At 33.3% G+C, this 24515-nt stretch carries 26 protein-coding genes; 12 read left to right on the top strand and 14 right to left on the bottom strand.

Features of this window, described 5'->3' with window-relative positions:
- Positions 1-75: 75 nt before the first annotated feature.
- The 8 genes from ffh to OZP09_RS08560 all read left to right on the top strand — a co-directional run bounded on the left by ffh (position 76) and on the right by OZP09_RS08560 (position 8434).
- Positions 76-1428 carry a signal recognition particle protein gene (gene ffh, locus OZP09_RS08595; RefSeq protein WP_269237430.1) on the top strand — a complete coding sequence of 451 codons (1353 nt, stop codon included), beginning with the start codon at positions 76-78 and terminating at the stop codon, positions 1426-1428.
- 136 nt (positions 1429-1564) lie between these two features.
- Complete coding sequence (locus tag OZP09_RS08590) at positions 1565-2446, top strand: bifunctional 5,10-methylenetetrahydrofolate dehydrogenase/5,10-methenyltetrahydrofolate cyclohydrolase (protein ID WP_269237428.1); 882 nt, start codon at positions 1565-1567, stop codon at positions 2444-2446.
- Positions 2447-2762: 316 nt separating this feature from the next.
- Positions 2763-3377: a hypothetical protein gene (locus tag OZP09_RS08585; protein WP_269237427.1), complete on the top strand. Its 615-nt coding sequence runs from the start codon at positions 2763-2765 to the stop codon at positions 3375-3377.
- A gap of 4 nt (positions 3378-3381) precedes the next feature.
- Positions 3382-3672 carry a winged helix-turn-helix domain-containing protein gene (locus tag OZP09_RS08580; protein WP_223679845.1) on the top strand — a complete coding sequence of 97 codons (291 nt, stop codon included), beginning with the start codon at positions 3382-3384 and terminating at the stop codon, positions 3670-3672.
- A gap of 142 nt (positions 3673-3814) precedes the next feature.
- On the top strand, positions 3815-5197 hold the full coding sequence (locus OZP09_RS08575; RefSeq protein WP_269237425.1) for a DUF4153 domain-containing protein: 1383 nt from the start codon (positions 3815-3817) through the stop codon (positions 5195-5197).
- A 245-nt stretch (positions 5198-5442) separates the two neighbouring features.
- Positions 5443-5925, top strand: coding sequence for a hypothetical protein (locus OZP09_RS08570; protein WP_269237423.1), 483 nt, complete (start codon positions 5443-5445; stop codon positions 5923-5925).
- A gap of 228 nt (positions 5926-6153) precedes the next feature.
- The gene (locus OZP09_RS08565) at positions 6154-7695 is read left to right on the top strand and encodes a tetratricopeptide repeat-containing sensor histidine kinase (RefSeq protein ID WP_281310613.1); all 1542 of its coding nucleotides are present in this window, start codon (positions 6154-6156) and stop codon (positions 7693-7695) included.
- A complete protein-coding gene (locus OZP09_RS08560) occupies positions 7688-8434 on the top strand; it encodes a LytR/AlgR family response regulator transcription factor (protein ID WP_269237418.1) in 747 nt (248 codons plus the stop codon). The genes OZP09_RS08565 and OZP09_RS08560 overlap by 8 nt, the downstream gene beginning before the upstream one ends.
- Positions 8435-8503: 69 nt before the next feature.
- On the opposite strand, the gene rluF is transcribed toward OZP09_RS08560, so the two are convergent.
- From rluF to OZP09_RS08540, 4 genes are all read right to left on the bottom strand, one after another.
- A complete protein-coding gene (gene rluF, locus OZP09_RS08555; protein WP_269237846.1) occupies positions 8504-9316 on the bottom strand; it encodes a 23S rRNA pseudouridine(2604) synthase RluF in 813 nt (270 codons plus the stop codon).
- A gap of 177 nt (positions 9317-9493) precedes the next feature.
- Complete coding sequence (locus OZP09_RS08550) at positions 9494-10348, bottom strand: alpha/beta fold hydrolase (RefSeq protein ID WP_281310612.1); 855 nt, start codon at positions 10346-10348, stop codon at positions 9494-9496.
- Positions 10349-10403: 55 nt separating this feature from the next.
- Positions 10404-11183 carry a zinc ribbon domain-containing protein gene (locus OZP09_RS08545; RefSeq protein ID WP_223679829.1) on the bottom strand — a complete coding sequence of 260 codons (780 nt, stop codon included), beginning with the start codon at positions 11181-11183 and terminating at the stop codon, positions 10404-10406.
- Between the two features lie 3 nt (positions 11184-11186).
- Positions 11187-12281 carry a Nif3-like dinuclear metal center hexameric protein gene (locus tag OZP09_RS08540; protein ID WP_281310611.1) on the bottom strand — a complete coding sequence of 365 codons (1095 nt, stop codon included), beginning with the start codon at positions 12279-12281 and terminating at the stop codon, positions 11187-11189.
- Positions 12282-12437: 156 nt separating this feature from the next.
- On the opposite strand from OZP09_RS08540, the gene OZP09_RS08535 reads away from it, so the two are divergent.
- The 3 genes from OZP09_RS08535 to lpxK are packed head-to-tail and all read left to right on the top strand — an operon-like array spanning position 12438 to position 13952.
- Positions 12438-12680, top strand: a complete 243-nt coding sequence (locus tag OZP09_RS08535) for a DUF2683 family protein (protein ID WP_269237413.1) — start codon at positions 12438-12440, stop codon at positions 12678-12680.
- Positions 12656-12937, top strand: a complete 282-nt coding sequence (locus OZP09_RS08530) for a Txe/YoeB family addiction module toxin (RefSeq protein ID WP_269237411.1) — start codon at positions 12656-12658, stop codon at positions 12935-12937. Before OZP09_RS08535 ends, OZP09_RS08530 begins: the two co-directional genes overlap by 25 nt.
- Positions 12938-12941: 4 nt before the next feature.
- Complete coding sequence (gene lpxK / locus OZP09_RS08525) at positions 12942-13952, top strand: tetraacyldisaccharide 4'-kinase (RefSeq protein WP_281310610.1); 1011 nt, start codon at positions 12942-12944, stop codon at positions 13950-13952.
- A gap of 14 nt (positions 13953-13966) precedes the next feature.
- Here lpxK and OZP09_RS08520 read toward each other — a convergent pair whose 3' ends face one another.
- The 3 genes from OZP09_RS08520 to lipA all read right to left on the bottom strand — a co-directional run bounded on the left by OZP09_RS08520 (position 13967) and on the right by lipA (position 17806).
- Positions 13967-15853: a tetratricopeptide repeat-containing hybrid sensor histidine kinase/response regulator gene (locus tag OZP09_RS08520; protein ID WP_281310609.1), complete on the bottom strand. Its 1887-nt coding sequence runs from the start codon at positions 15851-15853 to the stop codon at positions 13967-13969.
- 26 nt (positions 15854-15879) lie between these two features.
- Positions 15880-16878: a type I glyceraldehyde-3-phosphate dehydrogenase gene (gene gap / locus OZP09_RS08515; protein ID WP_269237407.1), complete on the bottom strand. Its 999-nt coding sequence runs from the start codon at positions 16876-16878 to the stop codon at positions 15880-15882.
- A 61-nt stretch (positions 16879-16939) separates the two neighbouring features.
- A complete protein-coding gene (gene lipA / locus OZP09_RS08510; protein ID WP_269237406.1) occupies positions 16940-17806 on the bottom strand; it encodes a lipoyl synthase in 867 nt (288 codons plus the stop codon).
- Positions 17807-18046: 240 nt separating this feature from the next.
- Between lipA and OZP09_RS08505 the strand changes: the two genes are divergently transcribed.
- Positions 18047-18922 (top strand): M48 family metalloprotease, encoded by an 876-nt coding sequence (locus tag OZP09_RS08505; protein ID WP_281310608.1) that lies wholly within the window; start codon positions 18047-18049, stop codon positions 18920-18922.
- A 63-nt stretch (positions 18923-18985) separates the two neighbouring features.
- Here the strand turns inward: OZP09_RS08505 and OZP09_RS08500 are convergent, their stop codons facing one another.
- The 7 genes from OZP09_RS08500 to murB all read right to left on the bottom strand — a co-directional run bounded on the left by OZP09_RS08500 (position 18986) and on the right by murB (position 24438).
- On the bottom strand, positions 18986-19366 hold the full coding sequence (locus OZP09_RS08500; RefSeq protein ID WP_269237405.1) for a PH domain-containing protein: 381 nt from the start codon (positions 19364-19366) through the stop codon (positions 18986-18988).
- Between the two features lie 172 nt (positions 19367-19538).
- On the bottom strand, positions 19539-20375 hold the full coding sequence (locus OZP09_RS08495) for an energy transducer TonB (RefSeq protein ID WP_269237403.1): 837 nt from the start codon (positions 20373-20375) through the stop codon (positions 19539-19541).
- 157 nt (positions 20376-20532) lie between these two features.
- Positions 20533-21084, bottom strand: a complete 552-nt coding sequence (locus OZP09_RS08490) for an RNA polymerase sigma factor (protein WP_269237401.1) — start codon at positions 21082-21084, stop codon at positions 20533-20535.
- On the bottom strand, positions 21075-22181 hold the full coding sequence (locus OZP09_RS08485) for a glycosyltransferase (protein ID WP_281310607.1): 1107 nt from the start codon (positions 22179-22181) through the stop codon (positions 21075-21077). Before OZP09_RS08485 ends, OZP09_RS08490 begins: the two co-directional genes overlap by 10 nt.
- Before the next feature lie 81 nt (positions 22182-22262).
- Positions 22263-22877, bottom strand: a complete 615-nt coding sequence (locus OZP09_RS08480; protein WP_269237400.1) for an FMN-binding negative transcriptional regulator — start codon at positions 22875-22877, stop codon at positions 22263-22265.
- A gap of 7 nt (positions 22878-22884) precedes the next feature.
- Complete coding sequence (locus tag OZP09_RS08475; protein WP_269237399.1) at positions 22885-23394, bottom strand: hypothetical protein; 510 nt, start codon at positions 23392-23394, stop codon at positions 22885-22887.
- A gap of 30 nt (positions 23395-23424) precedes the next feature.
- Positions 23425-24438, bottom strand: coding sequence for a UDP-N-acetylmuramate dehydrogenase (gene murB, locus OZP09_RS08470; RefSeq protein WP_269237398.1), 1014 nt, complete (start codon positions 24436-24438; stop codon positions 23425-23427).
- Positions 24439-24515: the final 77 nt, after the last annotated feature.

Here is a 24515-nt window from a genome sequence, read left to right as displayed (position 1 = left end):
TAAACCTTTGCACCTCTGAATCTTTGAAACTTTCTAACTTTGTTCTATATTTGCAACTTCAAAAAAAACAAAATTATGTTTGATAATTTAAGCGATAAATTAGATAAAGCGTTTCATATACTAAAAGGACACGGTAAAATTACAGAAGTAAACGTTGCCGATACCTTAAAAGAAGTTCGTCGTGCATTGCTTGATGCCGATGTTAACTTTAAAATTGCTAAAGATTTTACTGCAAGGGTAAAAGAAAAAGCAATTGGTCAGGATGTATTGACTACATTACAGCCAGGACAATTGTTGGTTAAGTTAGTAAAAGACGAACTTACCGAATTAATGGGAGGCGATGTTGCAGGTGTAAATCTTTCCGGAAATCCAACAGTGATCCTGATGTCTGGTTTGCAGGGTTCAGGTAAGACCACTTTCTCAGGGAAATTAGCTAATTTCTTAAAAACAAAGAAAAACAAGAAACCACTTTTAGTAGCGTGTGATATCTACCGTCCAGCGGCGATCAATCAGCTTCATGTTGTGGGGGATCAGATAGGTGTTGAGGTTTATTCAGAGCCTGAAAATAAAAATCCTGTAGAAATTGCCCAAAATGCAATTAAACACGCAAAAGCAAACGGATTCAATGTTGTTATCGTGGATACAGCAGGTCGTTTGGCAGTCGATCAGGAAATGATGGACGAAATTGCACGTGTCCACAAAGCAATTCAGCCTCAGGAAACCTTGTTCGTTGTCGATTCTATGACAGGACAAGATGCAGTAAACACAGCAAAAGCTTTCAACGATATCTTAAACTTTGATGGAGTTATCTTAACGAAATTGGATGGTGATACTCGTGGTGGAGCGGCCCTTTCGATTAAATCGGTTGTGAACAAACCAATCAAATTTGTGGGTACAGGAGAGAAAATGGAAGCAATTGACATTTTCTACCCGGATCGTATGGCTGAGCGTATCTTAGGTATGGGTGACGTTGTGTCGCTTGTTGAAAGAGCTCAGGAACAATTTGATGAAGAAGAAGCAAGAAAGCTTCAAAAGAAAATCGCTAAAAACGAATTTGGTTTTGACGATTTCTTAACTCAGATTCAGCAGGTGAAGAAAATGGGTAATATGAAAGACCTTGTCGGAATGATACCAGGAGCTTCAAAAGCCATGAAAGATGTAGAAATCGAAGATGATGCATTCAAACACATTGAAGCAATCATTCATTCGATGACTCCGGGAGAAAGAAGTAAGCCGGCTATCATCGATGTGAAAAGAAAAGCCAGAATCGCAAAAGGTTCGGGAACCAAAGTTGAGCAGGTAAATCAGCTAATGAAGCAGTTTGACCAAATGAGCAAAATGATGAAAATGATGCAGGGACCAGGTGGAAAAAACCTAATGAAAATGATGGGTGGTATGAAAGGTATGCCGGGCGGAATGCCGAGATAATAAAATTAAAAAGTTTCAAGTTTCAGGTTTCAAGTTATTGAGGCTGAAATTTGAAACTTTTTTGATATAATATATTGGGATTTTCATTTTAGAAACGTCTCACTTCTAACATAGAACATTTAACTTTAAGAAAACAATGCAAATACTAGACGGTAAAAAAACATCTGAAGACATTAAAAACGAAATTGCAGCCGAAGTTCAATCTATAAAAGCAGCAGGAGGAAAAGTACCTCATTTAGCAGCAGTATTAGTTGGAAATAACGGAGCAAGTTTGACTTACGTAGGGAGTAAAGTAAAATCCTGCCAGCAAATTGGTTTTGATTCTACTTTAGTTGCCTTGCCGGAAGATATTACCGAAGCAGATTTATTAGCCAAAATTAAAGAATTAAATGAAGATGAAAACCTGGACGGCTATATTGTTCAGTTGCCTTTGCCAAAGCATATTGATGAGGAAAAGATTCTTTTAGCAATTGATCCGGATAAAGATGTTGATGGTTTTCACCCAACAAACTTTGGAAGAATGGCTTTAGAAATGGAAACCTTTATTCCCGCTACTCCTTTCGGAATTATGCAGTTATTGGAGCGTTATAAAGTTGAAACTGCTGGAAAACATACTGTTGTTATTGGAAGAAGCCATATCGTAGGCCGTCCAATGAGTATTTTGATGAGCCGCAAAGGAAATCCTGGGGATTCAACAGTAACTTTAACGCACAGCCGTACCAAAAACTTAGCTGAGTTCACTAAAAATGCAGATATCATCATCACCGCTTTAGGAGTTCCTGAATTTTTAAAAGGAGACATGGTAAAAGACGGCGTCGTAATTATTGACGTTGGAATTACCAGAGTTGACGATGCTTCAAATTCAAAAGGATATGTGATTAAAGGAGATGTTGATTTTGATGAAGTAAGTAAAAAAGCGTCATTTATTACTCCGGTTCCTGGTGGAGTAGGACCAATGACTATTGCAATGTTACTTCAAAATACACTTTTGGCCAGAAAAATTAGAAGCAGAAAATAATAATTCATACAGTACCTAACTAAAACCCATTCAAACGAGTGGGTTTTGTTTTTTTATTCTTTGGGCGTGACCCCATTTGCAAAAGGCGCTACCTCACAAACCGCATATTGTGCGCCTTTTGCAAATAGGGTCGGGCTATCCGCGCTACTTTGGTAGCTGGCTTCTATCCCTCACGCAGCTCCGTGGTAATAAGAAATTCTCTTTATTTAAGTGTTTCAAAATCTTTCAGATGTAAAATTTAAAGGATAAAATAAATCAATTTTTTATTTGACAATTCAAAATAAATAATAACTTTGCAATACAAAGTACTTTACTTATGAATCAGAAGCACCAGGAAGATTTAGCACACATTCGTTCTATGATGGAACGTTCTTCAAGATTTATATCCTTAAGCGGACTCTCAGGAGTCTTTGCCGGTTTATCAGCTTTGATAGGAGGGTTGTACGTGTATCAGTTATTCAAATCCAACGGCATGGATTATTTAAATGACGATCACAGGTTATATTCGACCAATCTGGTTTCAGAACTATTTTGGATCGCAATTATAATTTTAATTTGCGCATTTACATTCGGAGCCTTTTTTACCATAAGAAAAAGCCGAAAATATAATTTACCTATCTGGACATCTGCGACAAAAAAGATGCTGTTTAATCTTTCGGTTCCGCTTCTAGCCGGTGGAATATTTTGTCTGGCTTTACTATACCACGGATATTTTGGTCTTGTGGCGCCATCAACTTTAATTTTTTACGGACTTGCAGTTATAAATGCCGAGAAATATACGTTTTCAGATATAAAATATTTAGGTTTTTCAGAACTGATTTTGGGATGCATTTCTCTTTTTTATATAGGTTACGGATTGCTTTTTTGGATGTTTGGTTTTGGTATTTTACATATCTTGTACGGATTAGTAATGTTCAAAAAATATAAATAAACCAATGGGAATCATTGATAAACTAAATAAAGATTTTGAAAGCCGTGTCAGACTGGGTATAATGTCCGTTCTGATGGTGAATGATTGGGTTGACTTTACCGAGATGAAAACGATACTGAATATCACAGACGGAAATTTAGCGAGTCATTCCTCAGCATTAGAAAAAGCAGAATATATTGAAGTCAAAAAAGAATTCGTTGGGAAAAAGCCAAAAACATCCTATCAGGTTACACCTTTGGGGCGTGCTGCCTTTAAAGAGCACTTATCTTATCTTGAAAAATTAATGAAATCTTAAGAACTAAATTTTTTTACCTAAAAACTTTGAAAAACAAAGTACTTTTTAATTAAGAGAATATGAAATGGCTTTATAAATGTGCATAAAAAACAATTGATAATGGCGATAACATATTTGACCACTAATAATAAATTCTACAAATATGAAAAAACTACATTTTATTTTAGTCAGCAGCTTACTGTTTACGCTGCTTTTTTACAAACAGGAGTTAGGTGTTAACCTCGGACTTTTTGGCTTAGGATTAACAGCATTGATTTGTTATTTCTTTCAGGATCGGTTTACTCACAGATCACATTTAGTTTTGGTAATAACTACGATCCTCTCTTGTTATGCTTTTGCCTGGTATGGTGATTTTGCTTCATTTTGGGCTTTGGTTTTATCGATTATTTTTTTGCAATTCAAAACACAGGAATCTAAACTCAAAATGTTGCAGGTATTTCCGTTGATATTCGTAAACGGAATAGCTTCTTTTGGACGAATATTTATGTTTAGTCAATATCTTCCGAAAAGAAAGGTAAACAACGGTTTTGCAAAAAAACTGATTGCCTATTTCATTATTCCTGCCGTGTTTTTGGGACTGTTTCTTATCGTATATTCATTTGGAAGCAACCACTTTTCATCTCTCTTCACTGATTATGAATTAGATATTGACCTCTGGCAGCTTATCGTGATTAGCGGTCTAGGATTTTATATCTCATTCAATTTTTGGAATTACTGGATTCCTGAAGTTTGTTACGAAAAAAATCAGCTTTTAGATAATGACTTTAAAGATGAGGTCAGAAATCAAAACCAAAGTTCTTTTTCGTTTCTTGATATTGATTTTGAAAGAAAAAGCGGCGAAATTACTTTGGTCCTTTTGAATGTATTGCTGCTTATTTTTATTGCAACTTATAATTATGAGCAGTTTTTTGAAGCTGTCGAAAAAACAAATCTGAGCTCAGATACACATGAGAGGGTAAATGCTGTCATTTTCTCAATTCTTATGGCTGTTGGTGTAATCTTATTTTATTTTAAGGGAGGTTTTAATTTTGATGCAAAAGCCACAATCCTTAAAAAATTAGCTAAAATATGGATTTTATTAAATGGCGTTTTAATTGTAAGTGCCATAATCAAAAATTCAGAATACGTGTCATTTTTCGGATTAACATATAAGCGTTTAGGAGTATATGCGTTTCTGATTTTAGTGACAATTGGTTTGGTGTATGCGTTTTTAAAGATTGCCAGACAAAAAACCAATGCATACCTTTTTAACCAAATGGTTTGGTATTGCTACGGACTATTGTTGTTGTGCAGTTTTGTCAATTGGGGAAATCTGATTACCAATTACAATATCTCAGTCAACAGAGGTATAGAGCCGGTATTTTTAAGCGATTTGAATTTTAATGATGAAGTTAGAAGAGAATATTTTTTAAAGAATAATTTAAATGGTAAGGTAAAAGAAGCATCAAGAGAATACGAGATTGATTATTATCAGGAAAAATCTTTTTTATCTAAACCACTGTATTATACTTTTTTGAAAAAATAATAAAACTACAAAACTCCTATCTAATAAAAGGTAGGATTTTTTTTGTAAATTATTTTTTCAAGTAATTTTTTATTGATAAAAGGCAAATAATAACGTTGAATGTACAGGTAAATAAAACTTATTAAGAAATACTTTGTTATATTTGGTTTCTGAAATTTACTGATTTTGTAAGACAAAAAGTCTTATTTAGCAATGTTTCGGTGAAAATTAAATATTATTAACCTAACCCCCTAAAATTATTTATTATGGAAAAAACTACCCTTTCTTCCCCAACTTCAAAAATTTTCCCACCGGGTAAATGCATTAAAAAAGCAACTAAGAGTAAGCTAACGCAAAAACCTATAACATTTCCTGAAAACAAGTCACAAATTCCTTTTTCTCCCATAGTTCAGGCAACTTTTACAGATCCTGAAACACTTCAGGTTAGAGCAGTTTTTTTGGTGTCAACCAATACGCAATTAAATGGTGATAAATTAGAATTTATGATTTATCAAAATTGGTATGTAGATCTTGATGGAAATCGTCAGTTACAATTTTTTATCACTTACGATATAGACGATACAATAAGTACAGACTTTGATGTTTATGAGATAAGTTTTAAAGCTGAAAAAGATCCTTATGGAGATGACGCATTTAAGAGTATTAAAACAATCCAAACTTTTCTTTGGGATATAGATCCTGTAACTTCGAGAGGAACTGAGACGAATGTTCAGGATAGTGTTAAATAATTAATTGTTTTAGATATAACATCCAAAATGATACTTAAAATAAAAGCTTTTGTTTTTATATTTCTTATGAATTTTCCCTTTATTCTTTTTTCTCAATTAAAAAAGAATAAAGATGTACTAACTATTGAGGCTAATAATAAAGCTAAAGAATTTAATAAGGAAATCAATTTTAGTAAGGCCCAATTATTTTTTTCAGAGAATAATTGGGATTCTACTTTAATATATTCAATGAAACATTTAAGTCGTTCTGAAAATAAAGAATTAAATGATTATTGCCACTATTTTAGAGGTGTAAGTTTTAACAAAAAAAAACTTTTTAATGAAGCAAAAAAGGAGTTTAAACTAATTTCAGTTGGATTTAAATTTTATTATAATGTTAGATTGACTTTAGGAGATATAGCATTAAAGCAAAAGGAGTTTAAAAAGGCTTTGCAATATTTTCAGGAAATAGAAAGTCTTAAAAAATCAGATACTTATGGCTTTAACACAAGTAATGTTATACACAATATAGGATTATGTTATTTACATCTTAATCAATTTGATAAAGCAGAAGTTAATCTTTTTAAAGGCGCCAAATTACAAGAGATTGAAAAAGACACTTTATTACTAGTTGGCTCGTACATGGATATTGCTAGTTTGTATTATAACCAATATAAAGACAATCAGGCAATACCTTATTTTAAAAAGGCTTATGATCTTTCTAAAAAAGTAAAATCATTTGAACTTAGACGTACAGCGACATTAAATATGGCGGTGGTTGAGGAGAACAGAAAAAACTTTCCTTTAGCCATAACTTACAGAAAAGAATATGAAGCCTGGAAAGATTCCCTAAACGACCAAAATAAAGTCTGGGAAATTGCTGATCTCGAAAAGAAATTTGCAGTCAAGCAAAAACAAAAAGAAGTCAATGTTCTCGCTGCAGAGAATAAAGTTAAAATAGCCGAAAGAAATGGGTTTCTCATTTCTTCGGTTTTATTATTCGTGCTGTTGGGTACCGGGGTTTATTTTTACAGGCAAAAAATCAGGAACAATAAAATCATCTTAGCCCAGAAAAACGAGCTGGATGAATTGAATGCTACCAAAGACAAGTTGTTCTCTATTGTAAGTCATGATTTGCGTTCTTCGGTAAATGCCTTAAAAGTAAGTAATGGTAAGTTATTAGAAAATCTGGAAAGTAAAAATTATTCAGAACTCGATGTTTTACTGCACAAAAACAGTTCAATTGCCAGTGGGGCATATAATTTATTAGACAACCTGCTCAATTGGGCTTTGTTGCAGACTCAGCAAGGGTATTTTTATCAAGAATCCTTGCATTTGGCCAGAATTGTAGAGCATGTAGAGTACAATTACAAACCCTTGATGCTAAACAAGAATATCGATTTTAAAATCAATGTTTCGGCTTCAGACCATGTATTCGCTGATCTGGATTCGCTCAAAATCATCATTCGGAACTTTTTAGACAATGCGATTAAATTTTCTAAAGAAAACGGAACGATTTCTATTTACAGCCGTCCTGCATCAGAAGAATTTTGTTATCTGGTCATAGAAGACACCGGGTTAGGAATGAATGAAGCAACAAGAAATGAATTACTAAAAGAAACCATTTTGCTTTCTAAAAAGCAAAACGATGATATCATAGGAACAGGATTAGGAATGCAGTTATGCAAAAGCCTGATTCGCAAAAACGAAGGGAAACTCGATATAGAGAGTGAAGAAAATGTTGGAACCAGAATTATCATAGCATTACCAAAGTTTAAAAACCATGGATAATATAAATGTACTTATTGTAGAAGATACACCTGCTGAAAGCGACGCGCTTGTAAAAGTACTTACTGAAAATAATTATAATATTGTTGGTGTTGCCAGAACGCATCAGGAGGCACTGACACTCTTTTACCAAAATACAATCGACATTGTGGTAATTGATGTTTTTTTAGATGGTAAACCAGACGGAATTACCTTTGCAGAAACGATAAATATAGTGCCCGACGGACAAAAACCATTTGTTTTTCTAACCAGTTCTAAAGACCGTCAGATTTTTGAGAGGGCTAAACTGACTAAACCTTTTAGCTTCTTATTAAAACCTTTTAATGAACTTGAAATTTTGTATGCACTGGAAATGGCTGTTGAAAAATTTTATGAGCAAACCAATGTTTTTCATAGTGAAGACCAAAATACGGTGGTAAGCAGGGATTCTCTTTTTATCAAAAAAAACAAGGTTTTAAAGAAAGTTCAAATCAAGGATATTTTGTACATAGAAGTTGAAGATCGTTATTGCAATATCATTACTGATGCAGAGAAATTTGTTATTTTAATATCCCTAACAAAAATTATTCAGTTACTCGATGCGGCTAAATTTTGCCAGACGCATCGCAATTATATAGTGAATCTCAGTAAAATTGAACAAATAAATGTAAATGATAATTTGATCATTTTAAAAGGAAACCACAAGGTAACCCTTAGCGATAAGTATAAAGACTTTGTGAAAAACTTCCGTATTTTGAAGTAATCATTTCGTTTAGCAGAAATTATCTATGTAAAAATCCTTCAGATTCTGAAGAATTTTGGCTTATAAGAATCAATAATCGCCTCTTTTTTTAAAGCGGGGATCGTGTTTTGAAATAAATTCTGTTCTTCTTTTGGGAGTTTCCGGTTTAGGGAAACTTGCTTCTTCAGTTTTACTTGATGGTTCAATTAGCTGATTTAATTCTTTTATTTCAGCATCTGTTAAATCCCTGTAACGGCCAACTGGAACATCCAGCGAAATATTGATAATCCGGATGCGTTTTAATGCCGTAACTTCATAGCCTAAATATTCGGACATTCTTCGAATCTGACGGTTTAAACCTTGCGTCAGAATGATTTTGAAAGTGTATTTACTAATTTGTTCTACTTTGCATTTTTTGGTAACCGTATCTAAAATCGGAACACCATTGCCCATACGTTGTATGAATCGGTCTGTTATAGGCTTATTTACTGTTACGGTGTATTCTTTTTCATGATTGTTTCTGGCACGTAAAATCTTGTTTACGATGTCGCCGTCATTGGTCATGAAAATCAATCCCTCACTAGCTTTGTCAAGTCTCCCGATTGGAAAAATACGTTTTGGATAATTGATATAATCAACAATATTGTTTCGGACTTCTAAATTGGTTGTACATTCGATTCCAACAGGTTTATTGAAAGCCAGGTAGATCATTTTTTCGTGTTTTTCAACGATTAATTTTCCATCTATGCGCACTTCGTCATCCGGTGAAACCTTGGTTCCCATTTCAGGTACTGTACCATTTATGGTTACGCGGCCTTCTTCGATGAGTTTATCGGCTTCACGACGGGAGCAATAACCGGTTTCTCCAATAAATTTATTAAGACGTTTTAGATTTTCTTCCATGTTACAAAAATACGGATTTTGAAAATTAGATAAAGACAAATGATACCCAAAAATTAAAATTGCTGCTCTTAGTCCTATTGAAGCGATATCGTCCGATTTTAAAAACAAGGCTTTTTTACCGTAGTTTTTTTATCGGGAATATAGTGTAAAGCGGGAAAGGTACCGGCAAAAAGCCTATTATTTCACTTCAAACAAAAAATCAATCACTTTTTGGTATAGTTCATCATCGTGCATCCCATGCCCTAAACCTTTGGTTTCAATAAACTGACTGTTTTTCCAGTTGCTGGCGATTTTTTGTCCCTCTTCAAACGCTACAATTTTATCTGCTCTGTCATGAGCGATTAACCCTGGGATGTTAAACTCCGAAGCAAATTTTTGTCCGGAGAAATCTTCGAGTTTAAAATTGAAGTGTGTTAAAAAACGATTTTCTAAAAGAGAAAACATTCTGTTATTTAAACTCAGCATCGATACATAATTGTCAATCAGTGTTTTTAAATCGGATGGAGCGCCAAGAATTACCATTTTATTGATGCTGGTATTCGGAAATAAATACTGATGGTAAACGCAGGCAGCACCACCAATAGAGTGCCCAATGATAATATCCGGCAGGTATTTTTCTACCGTTTTATTGATGAACTCAGCATAGAGCGGAACATTAAATTCCTTACCGCTGCTTTGTCCGTGTGCCGGGGCATCAAGCGCGATAATGGTGCTTCCTGACTTTTGAAGGTGCGGAAGTGTTTTTTTCCAGCGTGAAGAATTGCTTTCCCATCCATGAACCAAAAGGATTTTGGTTTCGTTTCCTTTCCAGATATAGGTTTGGAAATGATGTTTATCGTGCTGAAAGGTTTCAGTTTCTGTATTCTTCAGAATTTTAGGCAATTTTTCTTTTAGTAATCTTCCATCTCGTGGCTGACTGAAAAGTGCATATGAAAGTTCGACAGCTTTTTGCGGACGGATGTAACTAAGGAAGTTAATGTATTGTCCAACCGATTTTAATGTAATAAAACGAATTCCTTTTTTAAGTCCCAAGACCATTAAATTTTATGGTAAAAAAAAGTCCCGATGTTGATCGGGACAATTTTATTTAGATTTTAGCGAACAATTGTTCCATTTTTTCTCTCTCTTCGTCAGCAAGTGCGCTGTCAACTAAGATTCTTCCTGAATGCTCATCAGTTATGATTTTCTTTCTTGAAGCAATTTCTACCTGAGTTTGTGGCGGAATTGTGAAAAATGATCCTGCAGAAGCTCCTCTTTCAATAGAAACTACAGCTAATCCGTTACGGACACTGCTTCTGATTCTGTTGTAAGCAGCCAATAATCTCTCTTCGATTTGGGCAGCATACTCAGCAGATTTCTCAGTTAAGAAGATTTCTTCTTTTTGAGTCTCAGCCATAATAGCATCTAACTCAGATTTTTTATGTTTTAAGTGTGAACTTTTAGCTTCTAATTTTTCTTTTAGATTTGAAATAACTTCTTTCTTATGTTCGATAGAAGCTTTCATCTCTTTTATTTGTTTCTCAGCCAATTGAATTTCTAATTCCTGAAATTCAACTTCTTTTGTCAAAGAATTAAATTCTCTGTTATTACGAACTGATTCTTGTTGTTTAGTGTACTTTTTAATAACTTCTTTGTGCTCTTCAATTGCATTTTTCTTTGCTTTGATTTGCTCTTCAACCACTTCAAGTTCACCTTTTAGTTTCTCTGAACGAGTGCTCAGACCCGCAACTTCATCTTCTAAATCTTCAACTTCTAATGGAAGTTCCCCTCTTACGTTTCTGATTTCGTCAATTCTCGAGTCAATAAGCTGTAAATCGTATATTGCTCTTAACTTGTCCTCAACACTTAATTCTTTCGTATTCGTCATATTCTATAAGTACTTAACTGGATTTGTATTTTCTTCTGATAAAATGATGGCAAAATTAAGGATTTTTTTTCTAAGATAATCAACAATATAATTTTTTGTATAACGTTCACTCTCAAAATGACCAATATCGGCTAAAAGTAATTTATTTTCTGCTTCATAAAATTGATGGTATTTTAAATCGGCTGTCAAAAAAGCATCTGCCCCGGCCTGGATTGCATTTTTTATGGCAAAGCTTCCTGAGCCTCCCAAAACGGCAACTTTCTTTATTTTTTTTCCTGTGAAGGCTGAGTGTCGGATTCCATTGGCAGTCATTTTATCTTTTACGAAGTGAAGGAAATCCTTTTCATCCATTTCAGATTCCAGTTCGCCAATCATACCTAAGCCTATATTTTGATGTGAATTTTGTAAATTATAAATTTCATACGCTACTTCTTCATAAATGTGATTTGAAAAAAGGGCTTTTAAAATTCCGGATTGTAAATGTTTTTCGAAAATAACTTCAATTTTTATTTCGGTTCCGGTATATAATTTTCCTTTTTCTCCAATTACGGGATTGCTATCTTCGTTTCCCTGAAACGTAAAAAAGCCTTCAGAATTGAAACTGCAGTTGTCATAATTTCCAATTGTCCCTGCACCGGCTTCAAACAATGCATTCCTAACTTTATCTGAATTATCAGGAGTGGTGTAAGTAACTAATTTTTGAATGAAATTCTGCTTCGGAATCAAAACCTTTGGATTCGCTAAGCCCAAAGAATCACAAAATATTTTGTTTACCCCTTGCGAATGATTGTCTAAAGCGGTATGAACGGCATAAATAGCAATATCGTTTTTTATAGCCTTTAAAATGGCACGTTCTACATAATTTTTACCTGTGATTTTTTTGATTCCGGAGAATAATATCGGATGAAAACAAACCACCAGATTGCAGTTTTTGGTAATAGCTTCTTCGATTACAGTTTCTAAAGCATCGTGACAAACCAGAACTCCGGAACTTTCTGTTTCTGTATCGCCCACTAAAAGTCCAACATTGTCAAAATCCTCGGCGTAAGCCAAAGGAGCCATTTCTTCTAGTACAGTGATTATTTCTTTTATTTTCATTGTTGTTTTTTTGATACTACGTGATATTAAAATTAAACGAAAATACGCCAAAGTTGTAATTTAGTGCCACTTTTTAGCACTAAAAGTGATAATTAATATAACGTAGAATATCACGAAGTTTAATTTTCGTACTTTTGTAATTCTAAATCAATCATCATGACTACAATTAAAATTAATGAACAAACCAAAACCGGCAAAGCTTTTATGGCTATGTTCGAGGCTTTTTTTAAAGGTGTTGAAGGTATTGAAGTTGTTGAAATAGACGATTATGGGCAGGTTAATGAGGAAAGAAGTACATATAATCCTGAGTTTGTAGATATGGTTTTGAAATCTGCTAAAGATAAAAATAGCACAGAAATTAATCCTAAGGATGTATGGGGAAGTTTAGGATTGAAATAAAAGAATTAGCAAAAAAGCAGATTATTCAGCACTATAAATCAGGAGATAAAAAAAGTATAAAAAATATTGAAAAAATTCTCTTAGAGCTTTCCCAGACTCCTTTTGAGGGAATTGGAAATCCTGAACCTTTAAAATATGAACTTACTGGATTTTGGTCCAGGCGTATAAATCAAAAAGACAGAATGATATACTATTTGGAAGATGATACTGTTACAGTTTTTGTCGTTTCAGCAAAAGGTCATTATTCTCATAAATAATTTTATGAAATTACTCCGATATATACTTTTCCCGTTTGCCATTTTATACGGATTCATTAATTCAATTCGTAATTTCCTTTTTGATAAAGCAATTTTAAAATCAACTTCATTTGATATCCCGGTTATAGCCGTTGGTAATTTAAGTGTTGGAGGAACAGGTAAAACGCCACAAATAGAATACTTAATCCGATTATTGTCGAATCAATACAAAGTGGCTACTTTAAGCCGTGGTTACAAGAGAAAATCGGAAGGTTTTGTTTTGGCCGGCAATAATTCAAATGCTGAAATTCTGGGAGATGAACCTTTTCAGTTTTATCAAAAATTCCCCAATATTCAGGTGGCGGTTGACGCAAACAGAACCAATGGAATCAAGCAATTGCTTTCACAAAAGAATAAGCCTGAAATTATTTTACTGGATGATGCTTATCAGCACCGAAAAGTAAAAGCCGGGTTTTATATTTTATTGACTGCATTTGATGATTTGTATGCAGATGATTTTATACTGCCAACTGGAAATTTACGGGAGAGCAGAAGTGGAGCCAGGAGAGCCAATATTATTGTCGTTACAAAGTGCCCTAAAAACCTGTCTGATGAAAAGCAGGAAGAAATCCGTTTAAAATTAAATTTAAATTGCTCACAACAACTTTATTTTACTTTTATAGAGTATGATGATTCAATTTATAATTTGGAAGACAAAATAGCTGTAACCGAAATAAAATCAGAATCAAAAGTGCTTTTAGCCGGAATTGCAAAACCGAAACCTTTTTTTGATTTTCTAAAAACTGAAAATGATGAATGCCTGATTTTTCCTGATCATCATCATTTTTCTGAAACAAACTTGAATGAAATTCAGAATAAGGCTCAAGGCAAAAAAATCATTACAACTGAAAAAGATTACGTTCGGTTGAAAGATGTCCGGATGATTTCGAAATTGTATTATTTGCCTATAAAAAGTACTTTTGTCAATCATCAGCAAAATTTTGACGCTACTATTTTGAATTATGTGAAAGGTTAATTTCAGAATTGAGTTTAATCAAAGAATTGAGCAATAGTATTGTAGAATATATCAGGCACAAAAGGTTTTGTAATCACATCATTCATTCCAAAAGATAAAAGCTGTTCTCTGTTTTCGTCCAGTGAAATGGCGGTAAGGGCAATGATTGGTGTTCTTTTGTCGAATTCCCGGATTAGCTGAGTGGCTGTTGTGCCATTTATGCCTGGTAAGTGGACATCCATTAAAATTAAATCAAAACTTTTTGTTTTTAGTAATTCGATTGCTTCCTCTCCATTATCAAGTATTTCACAAGATATAGATTTGTTTTCGAGCATTTTTCTGGTGATCATCTGATTGATTTTATTGTCTTCAATCAATAAAATGAGTTTGTTTTTTAACTGGTCATCATTATAATGTCTTGTCTCCTGAATTTTTTCTAATGGGCTTTTGCTGATATCAAAGTTTAATTTAAAATTAAATGTAGAACCTTTACCCACTTCACTTTCTAAATGAATTTTGCCTCCTAAGAGGTGAATGAGCTTTTTTACAATGGTAAGGCCTAAGCCTGTTCCGCCATATTTGCGATTTACTTCTACAGAACCTTGTGAAAAACTTTCAAAGACTTTTTTCTGCTTGTCTTTTGGGATTCCGATTCCGGTATCAGTTATTTCAAAATAAACCGTCGCTTTTTCATTTTCGAGTGCATGTAGCTTAGCAATAACTATGACTTGTCCGTTTTGAGTAAACTTTAATGCATTGTTGATTAAATTCAGGATAATCTGTGAAAGCTTTGTTGTGTCGCCAATTAAATTATCCGGAATAGCATCGTCTATGTCCAGTAAGAAATCATTGTCATTTGCAGCTGCTAACTCTTTTAACGAATTCTGGATATTGTTAAGTAAAGCTTTTAAGTCAAAGCTAATTTTTTCTATTTCAATTTTACTTGAATCAATTTTGTTGATTTCAAGTATTTCATTGATAAATGTAGTGAGGTAATTTCCGGAGAATTTTAACGAATCTAAATATTTTAATTGTGATTCTTTGGGATTTTCTTCAAGTAATAAATGTGCAATACCATTAATTGCATTTAATGGGGTTCGAAGTTCATGGCTTACTGTAGATAAAAACTCAGATCTGGCTTTTGAAGCTTCTTCGGCTTTATTTTTTGCCAGAATAAGCTCTTTATTTTTTTCTCTTAAAAGTAAATTATTTTGGTTTCTGATAACATTGTTTTTGTAGAGAGCAAGACTTAGTAGTGATAAAATAGAAATTAGTGCAATAGCCAGAATACTGATTAATTTGGAGTATCTGTATGTTTTAATCTGTGCTTTTTCTTCATTTATTCTTCTTTCTTCGTTTAAAAGATGAACTTCATTGATTTTTTTATATTTATCAGCATTGGATTTACTATTCTTTAATTTTAGAATATTCTGTTCAATCTGAAAATGTTCGTTTAGATAGTTGTAAGCACGTTCGAATTCCTTTTTGTTTTTATAATATTGACTTATTGCTAATATAATACTGGCTTTTTGTTTTAAATTTTGAGTTTTTGCATTTAAATCCAAAGCTTTATTAAAGTATAAAATAGCGGAATCACTTTTCTTTAATTGCGTTTCTAGTAATCCAAGTTGATAATAGGATTCTGACTTGATTGCTGAAGTTTTGGTATTTTCCGGACTCCGGATTATTTCTTTTAGTGTTTTAGAAGCTAAATCGTATTTTTTTAACAATTTGAAAGACATCGCTTTCTGGAAATTCGAATATTCATAAGAATTTCCGTAATCCGATTTGCCAACAATATCGACAGCTTTTTTATCTGGGCTGGACGATTTGTTATCATGCAAAAGAGTATTTGTATTCGGTTTAGCCTGCGAATACAAAAGGGTGGAAAAAAAACTGATAAAAATAAAAACGTATTTCATAATGCAATACTTTTTATAATGGAATCTTATGTTTTTTTCATCAGCAAAATTAAATCGATAAGCCTTGATGAATAACCTATCTCATTATCATACCAGCCAACCACTTTTACCATTTTATCAATGACAGAAGTTAGTTGAGAGTCAAATAGGCATGAATTTGTATTGCCTATTACATCTACTGATACGATTGGATCTTCTGTGTAATCTAATATGTTTTTTAAATATGTTTTTGATGCATTTTGAAAAGCATCATTAATTTCTTCGATAGTTACAGCGCGTTTTACGTTGAACGTAATGTCTGTTAAAGAGCCGTCCGGTACCGGAACCCTAATACCACAGCCTCCAATCTTTTGATGCAGATTTGGGAAGATTTTTGTAAGTGCCTTAGCTGCTCCTGTTGTTGTAGGAACAATCGACTGGCTGGCTCCTCTTGCTCTTCTTAAATCTTTATGCGGCTGATCGTGCAAACTCTGATCGGTCGTATAAGAGTGAATTGTTGTAATGTAAGCTTGTTCAATGCCACACAACTCGTCAATTATTTTGATCATTGGGGCTGCATTGTTTGTTGTACAGCTCGCATTCGAAACAATTTTTTCACTTCCGTCCAAAATCCCTTCATTTACTCCTAAAACAACAGTTTTTATGGTATCTACTTCAGACGGCGCAGAAAGAATTACTCTTTTAGCCCCTGCTTCAATATGTGTATTTAATTCTTCGTGGGTTTTATATTTTCCCGTTGATTCAATTACAAAATCAATATTATGACTTTTCCAGTCTAAATTTGAAATCTTATTTTCATGAAAGAATAAATAATGTTTTTTATCCACGATTATGCTTTTTTCATCATGAGATACTGCAAAAGGCAAAACTCCATGAATACTGTCATATTTTACCAAATGCGACATCGTTTTATTATCTGCAATATCATTGATTGCAACAACTTCAATTTCAGGATGGTTTATAAGTAATCGAAATAAATTTCTGCCGATTCTTCCAAAACCATTTATAGCAATTCTACTTTTCAAATTTTATTCTGTGATTTGTTTAATCGGTCAAAACAAATTAGGGATTAACCGGATAAACTTTTTACAATATATGTTTTTGTGCTTTATAAGAGGATCGAACAAGAGGACCGCTCTCTACATGGCGGAATCCTAGTTCAAGTCCAAATTTTTCATATCGGGCAAATTGTTCAGGAGTAATAAACTCTTTTACAGGTAAATGTTTTTTGCTTGGCTGTAAATATTGGCCAATAGTTACTACGTCAACATTTGCATTGCGTAAATCAGTCATGGTTTGAAAAACTTCTTCTTCTGTTTCACCAAGCCCTAACATAATTCCTGATTTTGTTCTGTTGATTCCCTTTTCTTTTAAGTAGCGTAATACTTCTAAACTACGGTCATATTTGGCCTGAATACGTACTTCACGGGTCAAACGTCTTACTGTTTCCATGTTGTGGGAAACCACCTCAGGATTTGCTTCTACAATTCGGTCCAGATTTCTTTCAATTCCCTGGAAATCCGGAATTAAAGTTTCAAGGGTTGTGTTTGGGTTCATGCGGCGAATTGCTTTTACGGTTTCGATCCAGATAATAGAACCGCCATCTTTTAAATCATCTCTGTCCACACTTGTGATTACAGCATGTTTAATGTTCATTATTTTGATAGAACGTGCTACTTTTTCCGGTTCATCCCAGTCTACTGTTTCCGGTCTTCCTGTTTTTACACCACAAAAACCGCAAGAACGTGTACAGACATTTCCTAAAATCATAAAAGTTGCTGTTCCTTCACCCCAGCATTCTCCCATGTTAGGACAGCTTCCTGAAGTACAGATCGTATTTAAGCTATATTTATCTACCAAACCGCGAAGTTCAGTGTATTTTTGACCAATCGGAAGTTTTACTTTTAACCATTTAGGTTTTCCGGCAGGTATATTTTCGACAACAGTTTCCATACATTAAAATTGAAAGTACAAATATACGCAAAGTTGTATAAGTAAGTGATGTGACTAATTGTTATGTTATCGATTTTATTGGTTGATTATCGGTAATTTGTTAATTTTATGGGATATATTAAGGTTTAATTTTAATAAAGTAATGTATTTGTGATTGTTTAACGGTTAAAAGAAATAAATATAAACCATTTTATATTTTTAGTTCTAAGTATATTTGCTCTGTAATTAAATTAAAAAAAGATGAAAAATAAATTTATAGTTCTAGGGATTCTATTCGCTTCTTTGAGCTTTACAAAAGTACAGGCGCAGATTAACTTTGGTGAAAAAGCAATAGGGGCAGTTCAAAAAGGAGTGGCTAGTTTTAGTCTGACAAATGCAGATGCGGCTAAATTATCTAAAGAGGCCGTAGATAAATTAGATGCTGAAAATCAAGTTGCAGGGCCAAATGATCCGTACACACTAAGATTGAACAGGCTTTTTGGAAAACATACTTCCGGTGAAGGTTATACTTTGAACTATAAAGTGTACAAATTAAAAGAAGTAAATGCATTTGCAACAGCGGATGGAAGTGTACGTGTGTATTCCGGACTAATGGATATTATGGATGATAATGAACTGCTGGCTGTAATTGGTCATGAAATTGGTCACGTTGCTAATAATGATTCAAGAGATGCTATGCGTGCAGCTTATCAAAAAGAAGCTTTGATTGATGGGGTTTCTTCACAGTCTGCAACAATTTCAAGTATTACGGATAGTCAGCTGGGTAAAATTGGAAGTGCTATGATTGATAGCAAACATAGTCGTAAACAAGAATCTGAAGCAGATTTATTTGCCTATGATTTTATGAAAAAAAATGGTTATAACGTTAATGCTGAAGAATCAGCTTTCAGGATTTTAGCCAAAATGAGTGAAGGCAATGAAGCATCATTTTTAGAAAAAATGATGAGTTCGCACCCGGACTCAAAACAAAGAGCGGAAGATGCTAAAAAGAGAGCTGAAAAAGATGGAGTATATAAATCCTATGTGCAGCAAAAAATAGACAATACTGTACCAGTTAAAAAAACAACTACTACAAAAAAGACAACCACAAAGAAAACAATTACTAAAAAGAAATAATTGTTTTTGATTAAAAAGAAAGAAACCCGACAGTTTAAATTTGTCGGGTTTTTTATTTTGAGATTAACCTAAAACGTGATGTGCTAATACTTTTTGAACATCATATACATTTACCGATTTATTGAATTGTTTTACAATGCTTGGCTGTAATTCGCTGGAAACCCAAATTTTTAATTCGGCATCAAGGTCAAAAGTTCCGGCAGTTTCTACACTAAATCGTGTAATGCTTTTATATGTAATTGATTTATATTCTGTTTTGCTGCCTGTGATTCCCTGTACGTCAACTAAAATTAATCTTTTGTTTGTAAAGATAAAAGTGTCACGGATTAATTTGAATCCTATTTCAAATTGCTCATTATCAGTCAAAAGCTGTCCGTATTTTTTAATTAAATCTTCCTGGCTTACAGAACTTGCGTTACCAAGGATAGCTGAAAATATTCCCATTTTTTAGTTTTTAATGTTATACAACTAATATGTTTTTAACAGTTGTAAAAGTAATTAAATATAAAGGAATGTTTTTTACGATTAAGAAATTAAGTTTAATTGTATTCCATTTGTTATGATAAAAATTTGCACAAAAAAAAGCAGAACCTGAATTCTGCTTTTTTATTGGTTGTTATTCCATTTCTGTTTTTATCGTGATTGGAAGATTATATGCTGTTCGCACTGGCTTTCCTTCCAATATTCCAGGAGTCCATTTTGTTTTTAATGATTTTAGAACACGTATAGCTTCTTTTCCTAAACCGTAACCTGGATCATTTTTTACTGTGATGTCAGTCATTGAACCATCTTTTTCGATAACAAAAGAAACATATACCCTCAATGTTCTTTCAGCGTCCAGTTCAGGTTTGTTGAAGTTGTTACCAACATAAGTGTAGAACTTCGCCATTCCGCCTGGGAATTCAGGCATTTTGTCTAATATAGCGGTGCTTACAACCGAATTACCATCACCTGCTGATGCAGTCGCTTCTCCTCCCGTTCCATTACCGCCGGTTGTTGGTAATGTATTCACTACGGTTCCTGTTCCGGCAGAAGTATTATCTACTGTAGAAGCATTATTTGTGTTTGGTGCGATAACTTCCGGTGTTGCTTCATGAGTTGGAGCTACTACCGGATTTACTAATTGTACTTCAGTTGATGCCGGAGCGCTTTCCTGCATAGGTGGAGCAATTGGTTCTTCTGTTTTTGGCTGTACAATTGTTGGATCCATATTTACTGGAACTAGCGGGTCATCAAAAATTGTAGGTTGCTGAGCTGTAATATCAACAGGTCTAAATTTGTTGATTACAACAGATATAGCTCCCAATGTAGCGATCAATAATAATGCTGTAAAAAGTGCAGTAACAGTTGTTTTGGTATTCTCCTGACGTAATTGGTACGCGCCGTACTCTTTGTTTTTATTCTCGAAAACAAGATCAGTCCATTTGGTTTCGTAAAGGCTTAATTTAGACATAGTAATTAGATTTAAAAGGTTAAGTAACATTAAATCATAAGCATGACAGGTTTTTAGTTTGACTAATAACGAAAACAAAGAACGTTTGGTATGTGGAATGTGGGTTTTTTTAAGAATAAAATTATTGATATCTTATTCTTTTATTAAAGATAATGAATTACCTGTTACGTTCGATAATTTCTGCCAATAATTTTTTAGCCCGAAGTAATTTTACTTTTACATTGCTTAAAGGCTCATTTATTTTGAGTGCAATCTCCTGATATGTCATTTCCTGAAAATATCGTAACTGAATGACTTCCTGATAATGGGGTTTTAATTCTTTGATGCATAAAAGCAGACGGGATAAATTTTGCTCCTTAATTAATGCATCCTCGGCAGATGGGGTAGGGTCGGCAATGTTGTATGCCTGCTGATCTTCGTTGTCAGTTATTTCTATAAAAAGACTGGATTTCTTTTTGCGAAGTAAATCAATGTAAACATTTTTTGCAATACTGATTAACCAGGTGTTGAATTGAAATTCCGGGTTATAACTTGCGATTTTGTCAAAAGCTTTTGAAAAAGTTTCAATGGTAATATCTTCGGCTACAGTTTCATTTTCTGTACGTTTGAGCATAAATCCGTACACTTCATTCCAATAAAAATCTAATAAAAAAGTAAAGGCGATCTGATCGCCTTGTTTTGCTTTTTCTATTTTAGAATTTATTTCCAATTTACTGGTTTTGAAAAAAGATTAGTTATAAAGATATTGATTTGCGTGAATATAAGCACAATTTCAACAATAGGAAACCAAACTTTTAAGTCATTTTCTTTTAATTTTCCGGCTGAAAACCCAATTACAATCCAGGTGATCGTGTATCGGGTTGCCAATAGTGCCAATACAGCAATCCATTGGAATTGGAAAGCCAATAAAATAATAACTAATAAGAAGAATAATAATTGTGAGATGTAAAAAAGGCCTAATTGTATTTTATCAAAAAACTTATAATAATTTGCTGTAGCGACATGTCTTCTTTTTTGAGTAAACCATTCTTTATAGGTTTCTTTTGCTTTAGAATAAGTGAAACTTTCAGGGCTATATGCAATAGTAGTGTTTGCTTTGTTTGCTGCCTGATTTACAAATAAATCATCATCACCGGAACGAATCTGGATGTGATCTATAAATCCATTTACATTAAAAAACTCTTCTTTTTTATAAGCTAAATTTCTTCCTACACCCATGTAAGGAAGTCCTGCTTTAGCCCATGAAAAATATTGCATAGCGGTAAGAACTGTTTCAAAACGTATAATTTTATTCAATAAAGAGCGTTCTTTTTTTTCATAACCTCCATATCCTAAAACGATTGTTTTGTTCATTGTAAATTGCGAACTCATAGCAGTGATCCAATCTTTTGAAACGGGATAGCAATCAGCATCAGTAAAAAGTAAATAGTCTTTTGTCGAGGCTTTGATACCTAATGTTAAAGCATATTTTTTGTTTCCCCAAAAAGCTTCGTTATTTTTTACTTTTACTAATCGGATGTTTGAATATTTCTCTTCAAATTGTTCAAAAACTTCTAACGTTTCATCGCTTGATGCGTCATCAATTAAAACAATTTCAAAATCAGGATAATTCTGTTCTGCTAAAAGCGGAATGTATTTTTTTACATTTTCTTCTTCGTTTTTTGCACAGACAATTACAGAAACCGGAAGTTTTTTGGGCGTAATAGTTTGAGGTTTACCGAAAGCGAACTTTCCAAAAATCCCTAAGTAGTAGAAAATTTGTATGAATACAACAGCAATAAAGAAGTAAAGTAAAAATATAAGCATATGTTTTATGGTCTTTTAATTTCTGAATCTTGCGAGTGCAAATGTACTTATGAATTCGTAATTTTCAATATTAAAACCGATTTACTTTCGGTATTTTGACATTTCTTTCGCAATGGCAATAGACTGAGCGTTTTTAGTTTTCTCTAATTCTGAAATGATGTTTTTATAATTATGATCATCACGGTTCTGAGAAAGTTTTTTGGCAGCCTGAATTTCTTCAATTTCTATTTCAAATCCAAAGATCCCTCTCGCTTCGCGCATTGTTTTGGCAGATAAATCTTCAACCCGAATGGGATTTTCCGAATTCACTTCGTATTTATCAACCAGCTTTTTTAATTGTTCTACAGAAGTTTCATAATCTACAATCTTAATTTTTCCATAAACATGCACGGCTATATAATTCCATGTTGGTACATTTTCATGATCGTACCAGGAAGAAGAAATATAGGAATGTGGACCGATAAATACAGCCAAAACCTGATCATTTTCTGCAAAGCCTTCTGCCTGCGGATTCAGTTTTGAAATGTGTCCCTGCAGGATTTCTTTCCCTTCAGAATTCAATTCCAATTCTATCGGGATATGAGTTGCACATAATTTTCCGTTAGTCTGATTGATCAGGATTCCAAAACTGTTTTCTTTTAAAAAAGCCCTGATTTCTTCCTGATTTTCATTTTTGTAAATCTGTGGTGTGTACATTTTATAACTAGCTTTTACTCCTATTTTTGCTAAAATTAAATAAATTTCGATAAGCACTTACATATAAAATGACGGAACCAATAAAAGTGAATATAATTCCTTCAATAAAAAATTGTATTGCAAGATCATCAGATAAATTTACTGTGAAAGGATGGAACACATCGGATAGAATTCCTCTTCTGAAAAATTTAAGCCTTAGAACGATATATAGGCATAATGCGATTATAATATTATTCAGTGCCGAAAGTTTGTTTTTCCAATTTATATATGAAATCAGACAGATTCCTAGTAACATGCCTAGAAATATCCATACATAAATGCTTGACCAAAAATCAAAAATATCTGTTTCAGCAGGAAATAAAGGATCATAGCCTCGTGTTTGCGAGCTTTTAAAATGTTTTCTGATATAAATGATTTTTTCTGCTGCTGTATAAAATCTAAGCTGCAGAAGACCGTTGATTAAAAATATTATTCCTATGAACTGGATAAGAATAATTTTGAAATTTAGTTTTTTCATTTATAAGACTGAAAATAATTGAGAAGCCGTTTAGATAATATTTACTTCTGCCTCAATATGAATGCCGAAAGTTTCAAAAACTGTTTTTTGAACTTCTTTTGAGACGGCTAGAATTTCCTGTCCCGTTGCATTGCCGTAATTTACTAAAACCAAAGCCTGATTTTTGTGAACTCCGGCTTCTCCAAAACGTTTTCCTTTTAAACCAGCTTGTTCAATTAGCCAGCCAGCCGGAACTTTTACTTCAGTTTCAGAAACTTCATAGTATTTCATCTCAGGAAACTTTTGGTGAATTTTTTCGAAATCAGATTTTAATAAAATCGGATTTTTAAAGAAGCTGCCACTGTTTCCCAACTCTTTCGGATCTGGTAATTTACTTTTTCTGATGGCAATTACAGCGTTGCTTACATCTTTTAAGGTCGGTTCTGTAATGTTGTTTTTTGACAATTCAGCCAAAATATCCCCGTATGAAGTATTGATTTTATGATTACGCTTCGTTAGTTTAAAAATAACGGAAGTAATAATATATTGGTCTTTTACTTCATTTTTAAAAATACTTTCGCGGTAGCCAAAATTACATTCGGCATTATTAAAAGTTTTCATTTCCTGAGTAGCAATATTCATGGCATCGCAGGAAACAAATGTATCTTTGATTTCGGCTCCGTACGCACCAATATTCTGTACCGGAGTTGTACCCACATTTCCGGGAATAAGAGACATGTTTTCTAAACCTCCAAAGTTATGGTCGATCGTATAAAGAACGAAATCGTGCCAGGTTTCGCCGGCCTGACTTTCTACCCATACAAAATCATCATCTTCTTTAATTACTTCTTTTCCTTTTAAATCAATATGAATAACCAATGCATCAATGTCTTTGGTTAAAAGCATATTGCTTCCGCCTCCTAAAATGAACTTTTTTTTGTTTTTATTTTCTTCTAAAATTGTTTTTAATTCGGCATTTGAGTGAACTGCAACGAATTGTTTAGCCTTGGCTTCAATGCCAAAAGTATTGTAGTTTTTTAAAGAAAAATTGGATTGGATTTCCATATGTAAAAGGCTTTTTAATCTGAATTCAAAAGTATGAATTATAAGTTTTAATTTAACTGCAACGACACAAAGTTTGT

Origin of the sequence: Flavobacterium flavigenum, from assembly GCF_027111255.2 — a bacterium.
GTDB classification, from domain to species: domain Bacteria; phylum Bacteroidota; class Bacteroidia; order Flavobacteriales; family Flavobacteriaceae; genus Flavobacterium; species Flavobacterium flavigenum.
This window is presented reverse-complemented; position numbering and strand designations above follow the sequence as displayed.

What these genes read in the sequence shown, in the direction of transcription:
- OZP09_RS08505 (WP_281310608.1), top strand. Translation starts at nt 18,047, where the DNA reads ATGAAAAATAAATTTATAGTTCTAGGGATTCTATTCGCTTCTTTGAGC.
- lipA (WP_269237406.1), bottom strand. Translation starts at nt 17,806, where the DNA reads ATGGAAACTGTTGTCGAAAATATACCTGCCGGAAAACCTAAATGGTTA.
- OZP09_RS08565 (WP_281310613.1), top strand. Translation starts at nt 6,154, where the DNA reads ATGAAACATTTAAGTCGTTCTGAAAATAAAGAATTAAATGATTATTGC.
- OZP09_RS08535 (WP_269237413.1), top strand. Translation starts at nt 12,438, where the DNA reads ATGACTACAATTAAAATTAATGAACAAACCAAAACCGGCAAAGCTTTT.
- OZP09_RS08540 (WP_281310611.1), bottom strand. Translation starts at nt 12,281, where the DNA reads ATGAAAATAAAAGAAATAATCACTGTACTAGAAGAAATGGCTCCTTTG.
- OZP09_RS08530 (WP_269237411.1), top strand. Translation starts at nt 12,656, where the DNA reads ATGGGGAAGTTTAGGATTGAAATAAAAGAATTAGCAAAAAAGCAGATT.
- OZP09_RS08480 (WP_269237400.1), bottom strand. Translation starts at nt 22,877, where the DNA reads ATGTACACACCACAGATTTACAAAAATGAAAATCAGGAAGAAATCAGG.
- ffh (WP_269237430.1), top strand. Translation starts at nt 76, where the DNA reads ATGTTTGATAATTTAAGCGATAAATTAGATAAAGCGTTTCATATACTA.
- rluF (WP_269237846.1), bottom strand. Translation starts at nt 9,316, where the DNA reads ATGGAAGAAAATCTAAAACGTCTTAATAAATTTATTGGAGAAACCGGT.
- OZP09_RS08495 (WP_269237403.1), bottom strand. Translation starts at nt 20,375, where the DNA reads ATGTCTAAATTAAGCCTTTACGAAACCAAATGGACTGATCTTGTTTTC.
- OZP09_RS08570 (WP_269237423.1), top strand. Translation starts at nt 5,443, where the DNA reads ATGGAAAAAACTACCCTTTCTTCCCCAACTTCAAAAATTTTCCCACCG.
- OZP09_RS08575 (WP_269237425.1), top strand. Translation starts at nt 3,815, where the DNA reads ATGAAAAAACTACATTTTATTTTAGTCAGCAGCTTACTGTTTACGCTG.
- OZP09_RS08585 (WP_269237427.1), top strand. Translation starts at nt 2,763, where the DNA reads ATGAATCAGAAGCACCAGGAAGATTTAGCACACATTCGTTCTATGATG.
- murB (WP_269237398.1), bottom strand. Translation starts at nt 24,438, where the DNA reads ATGGAAATCCAATCCAATTTTTCTTTAAAAAACTACAATACTTTTGGC.
- OZP09_RS08475 (WP_269237399.1), bottom strand. Translation starts at nt 23,394, where the DNA reads ATGAAAAAACTAAATTTCAAAATTATTCTTATCCAGTTCATAGGAATA.
- OZP09_RS08545 (WP_223679829.1), bottom strand. Translation starts at nt 11,183, where the DNA reads ATGACGAATACGAAAGAATTAAGTGTTGAGGACAAGTTAAGAGCAATA.
- OZP09_RS08520 (WP_281310609.1), bottom strand. Translation starts at nt 15,853, where the DNA reads ATGAAATACGTTTTTATTTTTATCAGTTTTTTTTCCACCCTTTTGTAT.
- lpxK (WP_281310610.1), top strand. Translation starts at nt 12,942, where the DNA reads ATGAAATTACTCCGATATATACTTTTCCCGTTTGCCATTTTATACGGA.
- OZP09_RS08590 (WP_269237428.1), top strand. Translation starts at nt 1,565, where the DNA reads ATGCAAATACTAGACGGTAAAAAAACATCTGAAGACATTAAAAACGAA.
- OZP09_RS08560 (WP_269237418.1), top strand. Translation starts at nt 7,688, where the DNA reads ATGGATAATATAAATGTACTTATTGTAGAAGATACACCTGCTGAAAGC.
- OZP09_RS08580 (WP_223679845.1), top strand. Translation starts at nt 3,382, where the DNA reads ATGGGAATCATTGATAAACTAAATAAAGATTTTGAAAGCCGTGTCAGA.
- OZP09_RS08500 (WP_269237405.1), bottom strand. Translation starts at nt 19,366, where the DNA reads ATGGGAATATTTTCAGCTATCCTTGGTAACGCAAGTTCTGTAAGCCAG.
- OZP09_RS08485 (WP_281310607.1), bottom strand. Translation starts at nt 22,181, where the DNA reads ATGCTTATATTTTTACTTTACTTCTTTATTGCTGTTGTATTCATACAA.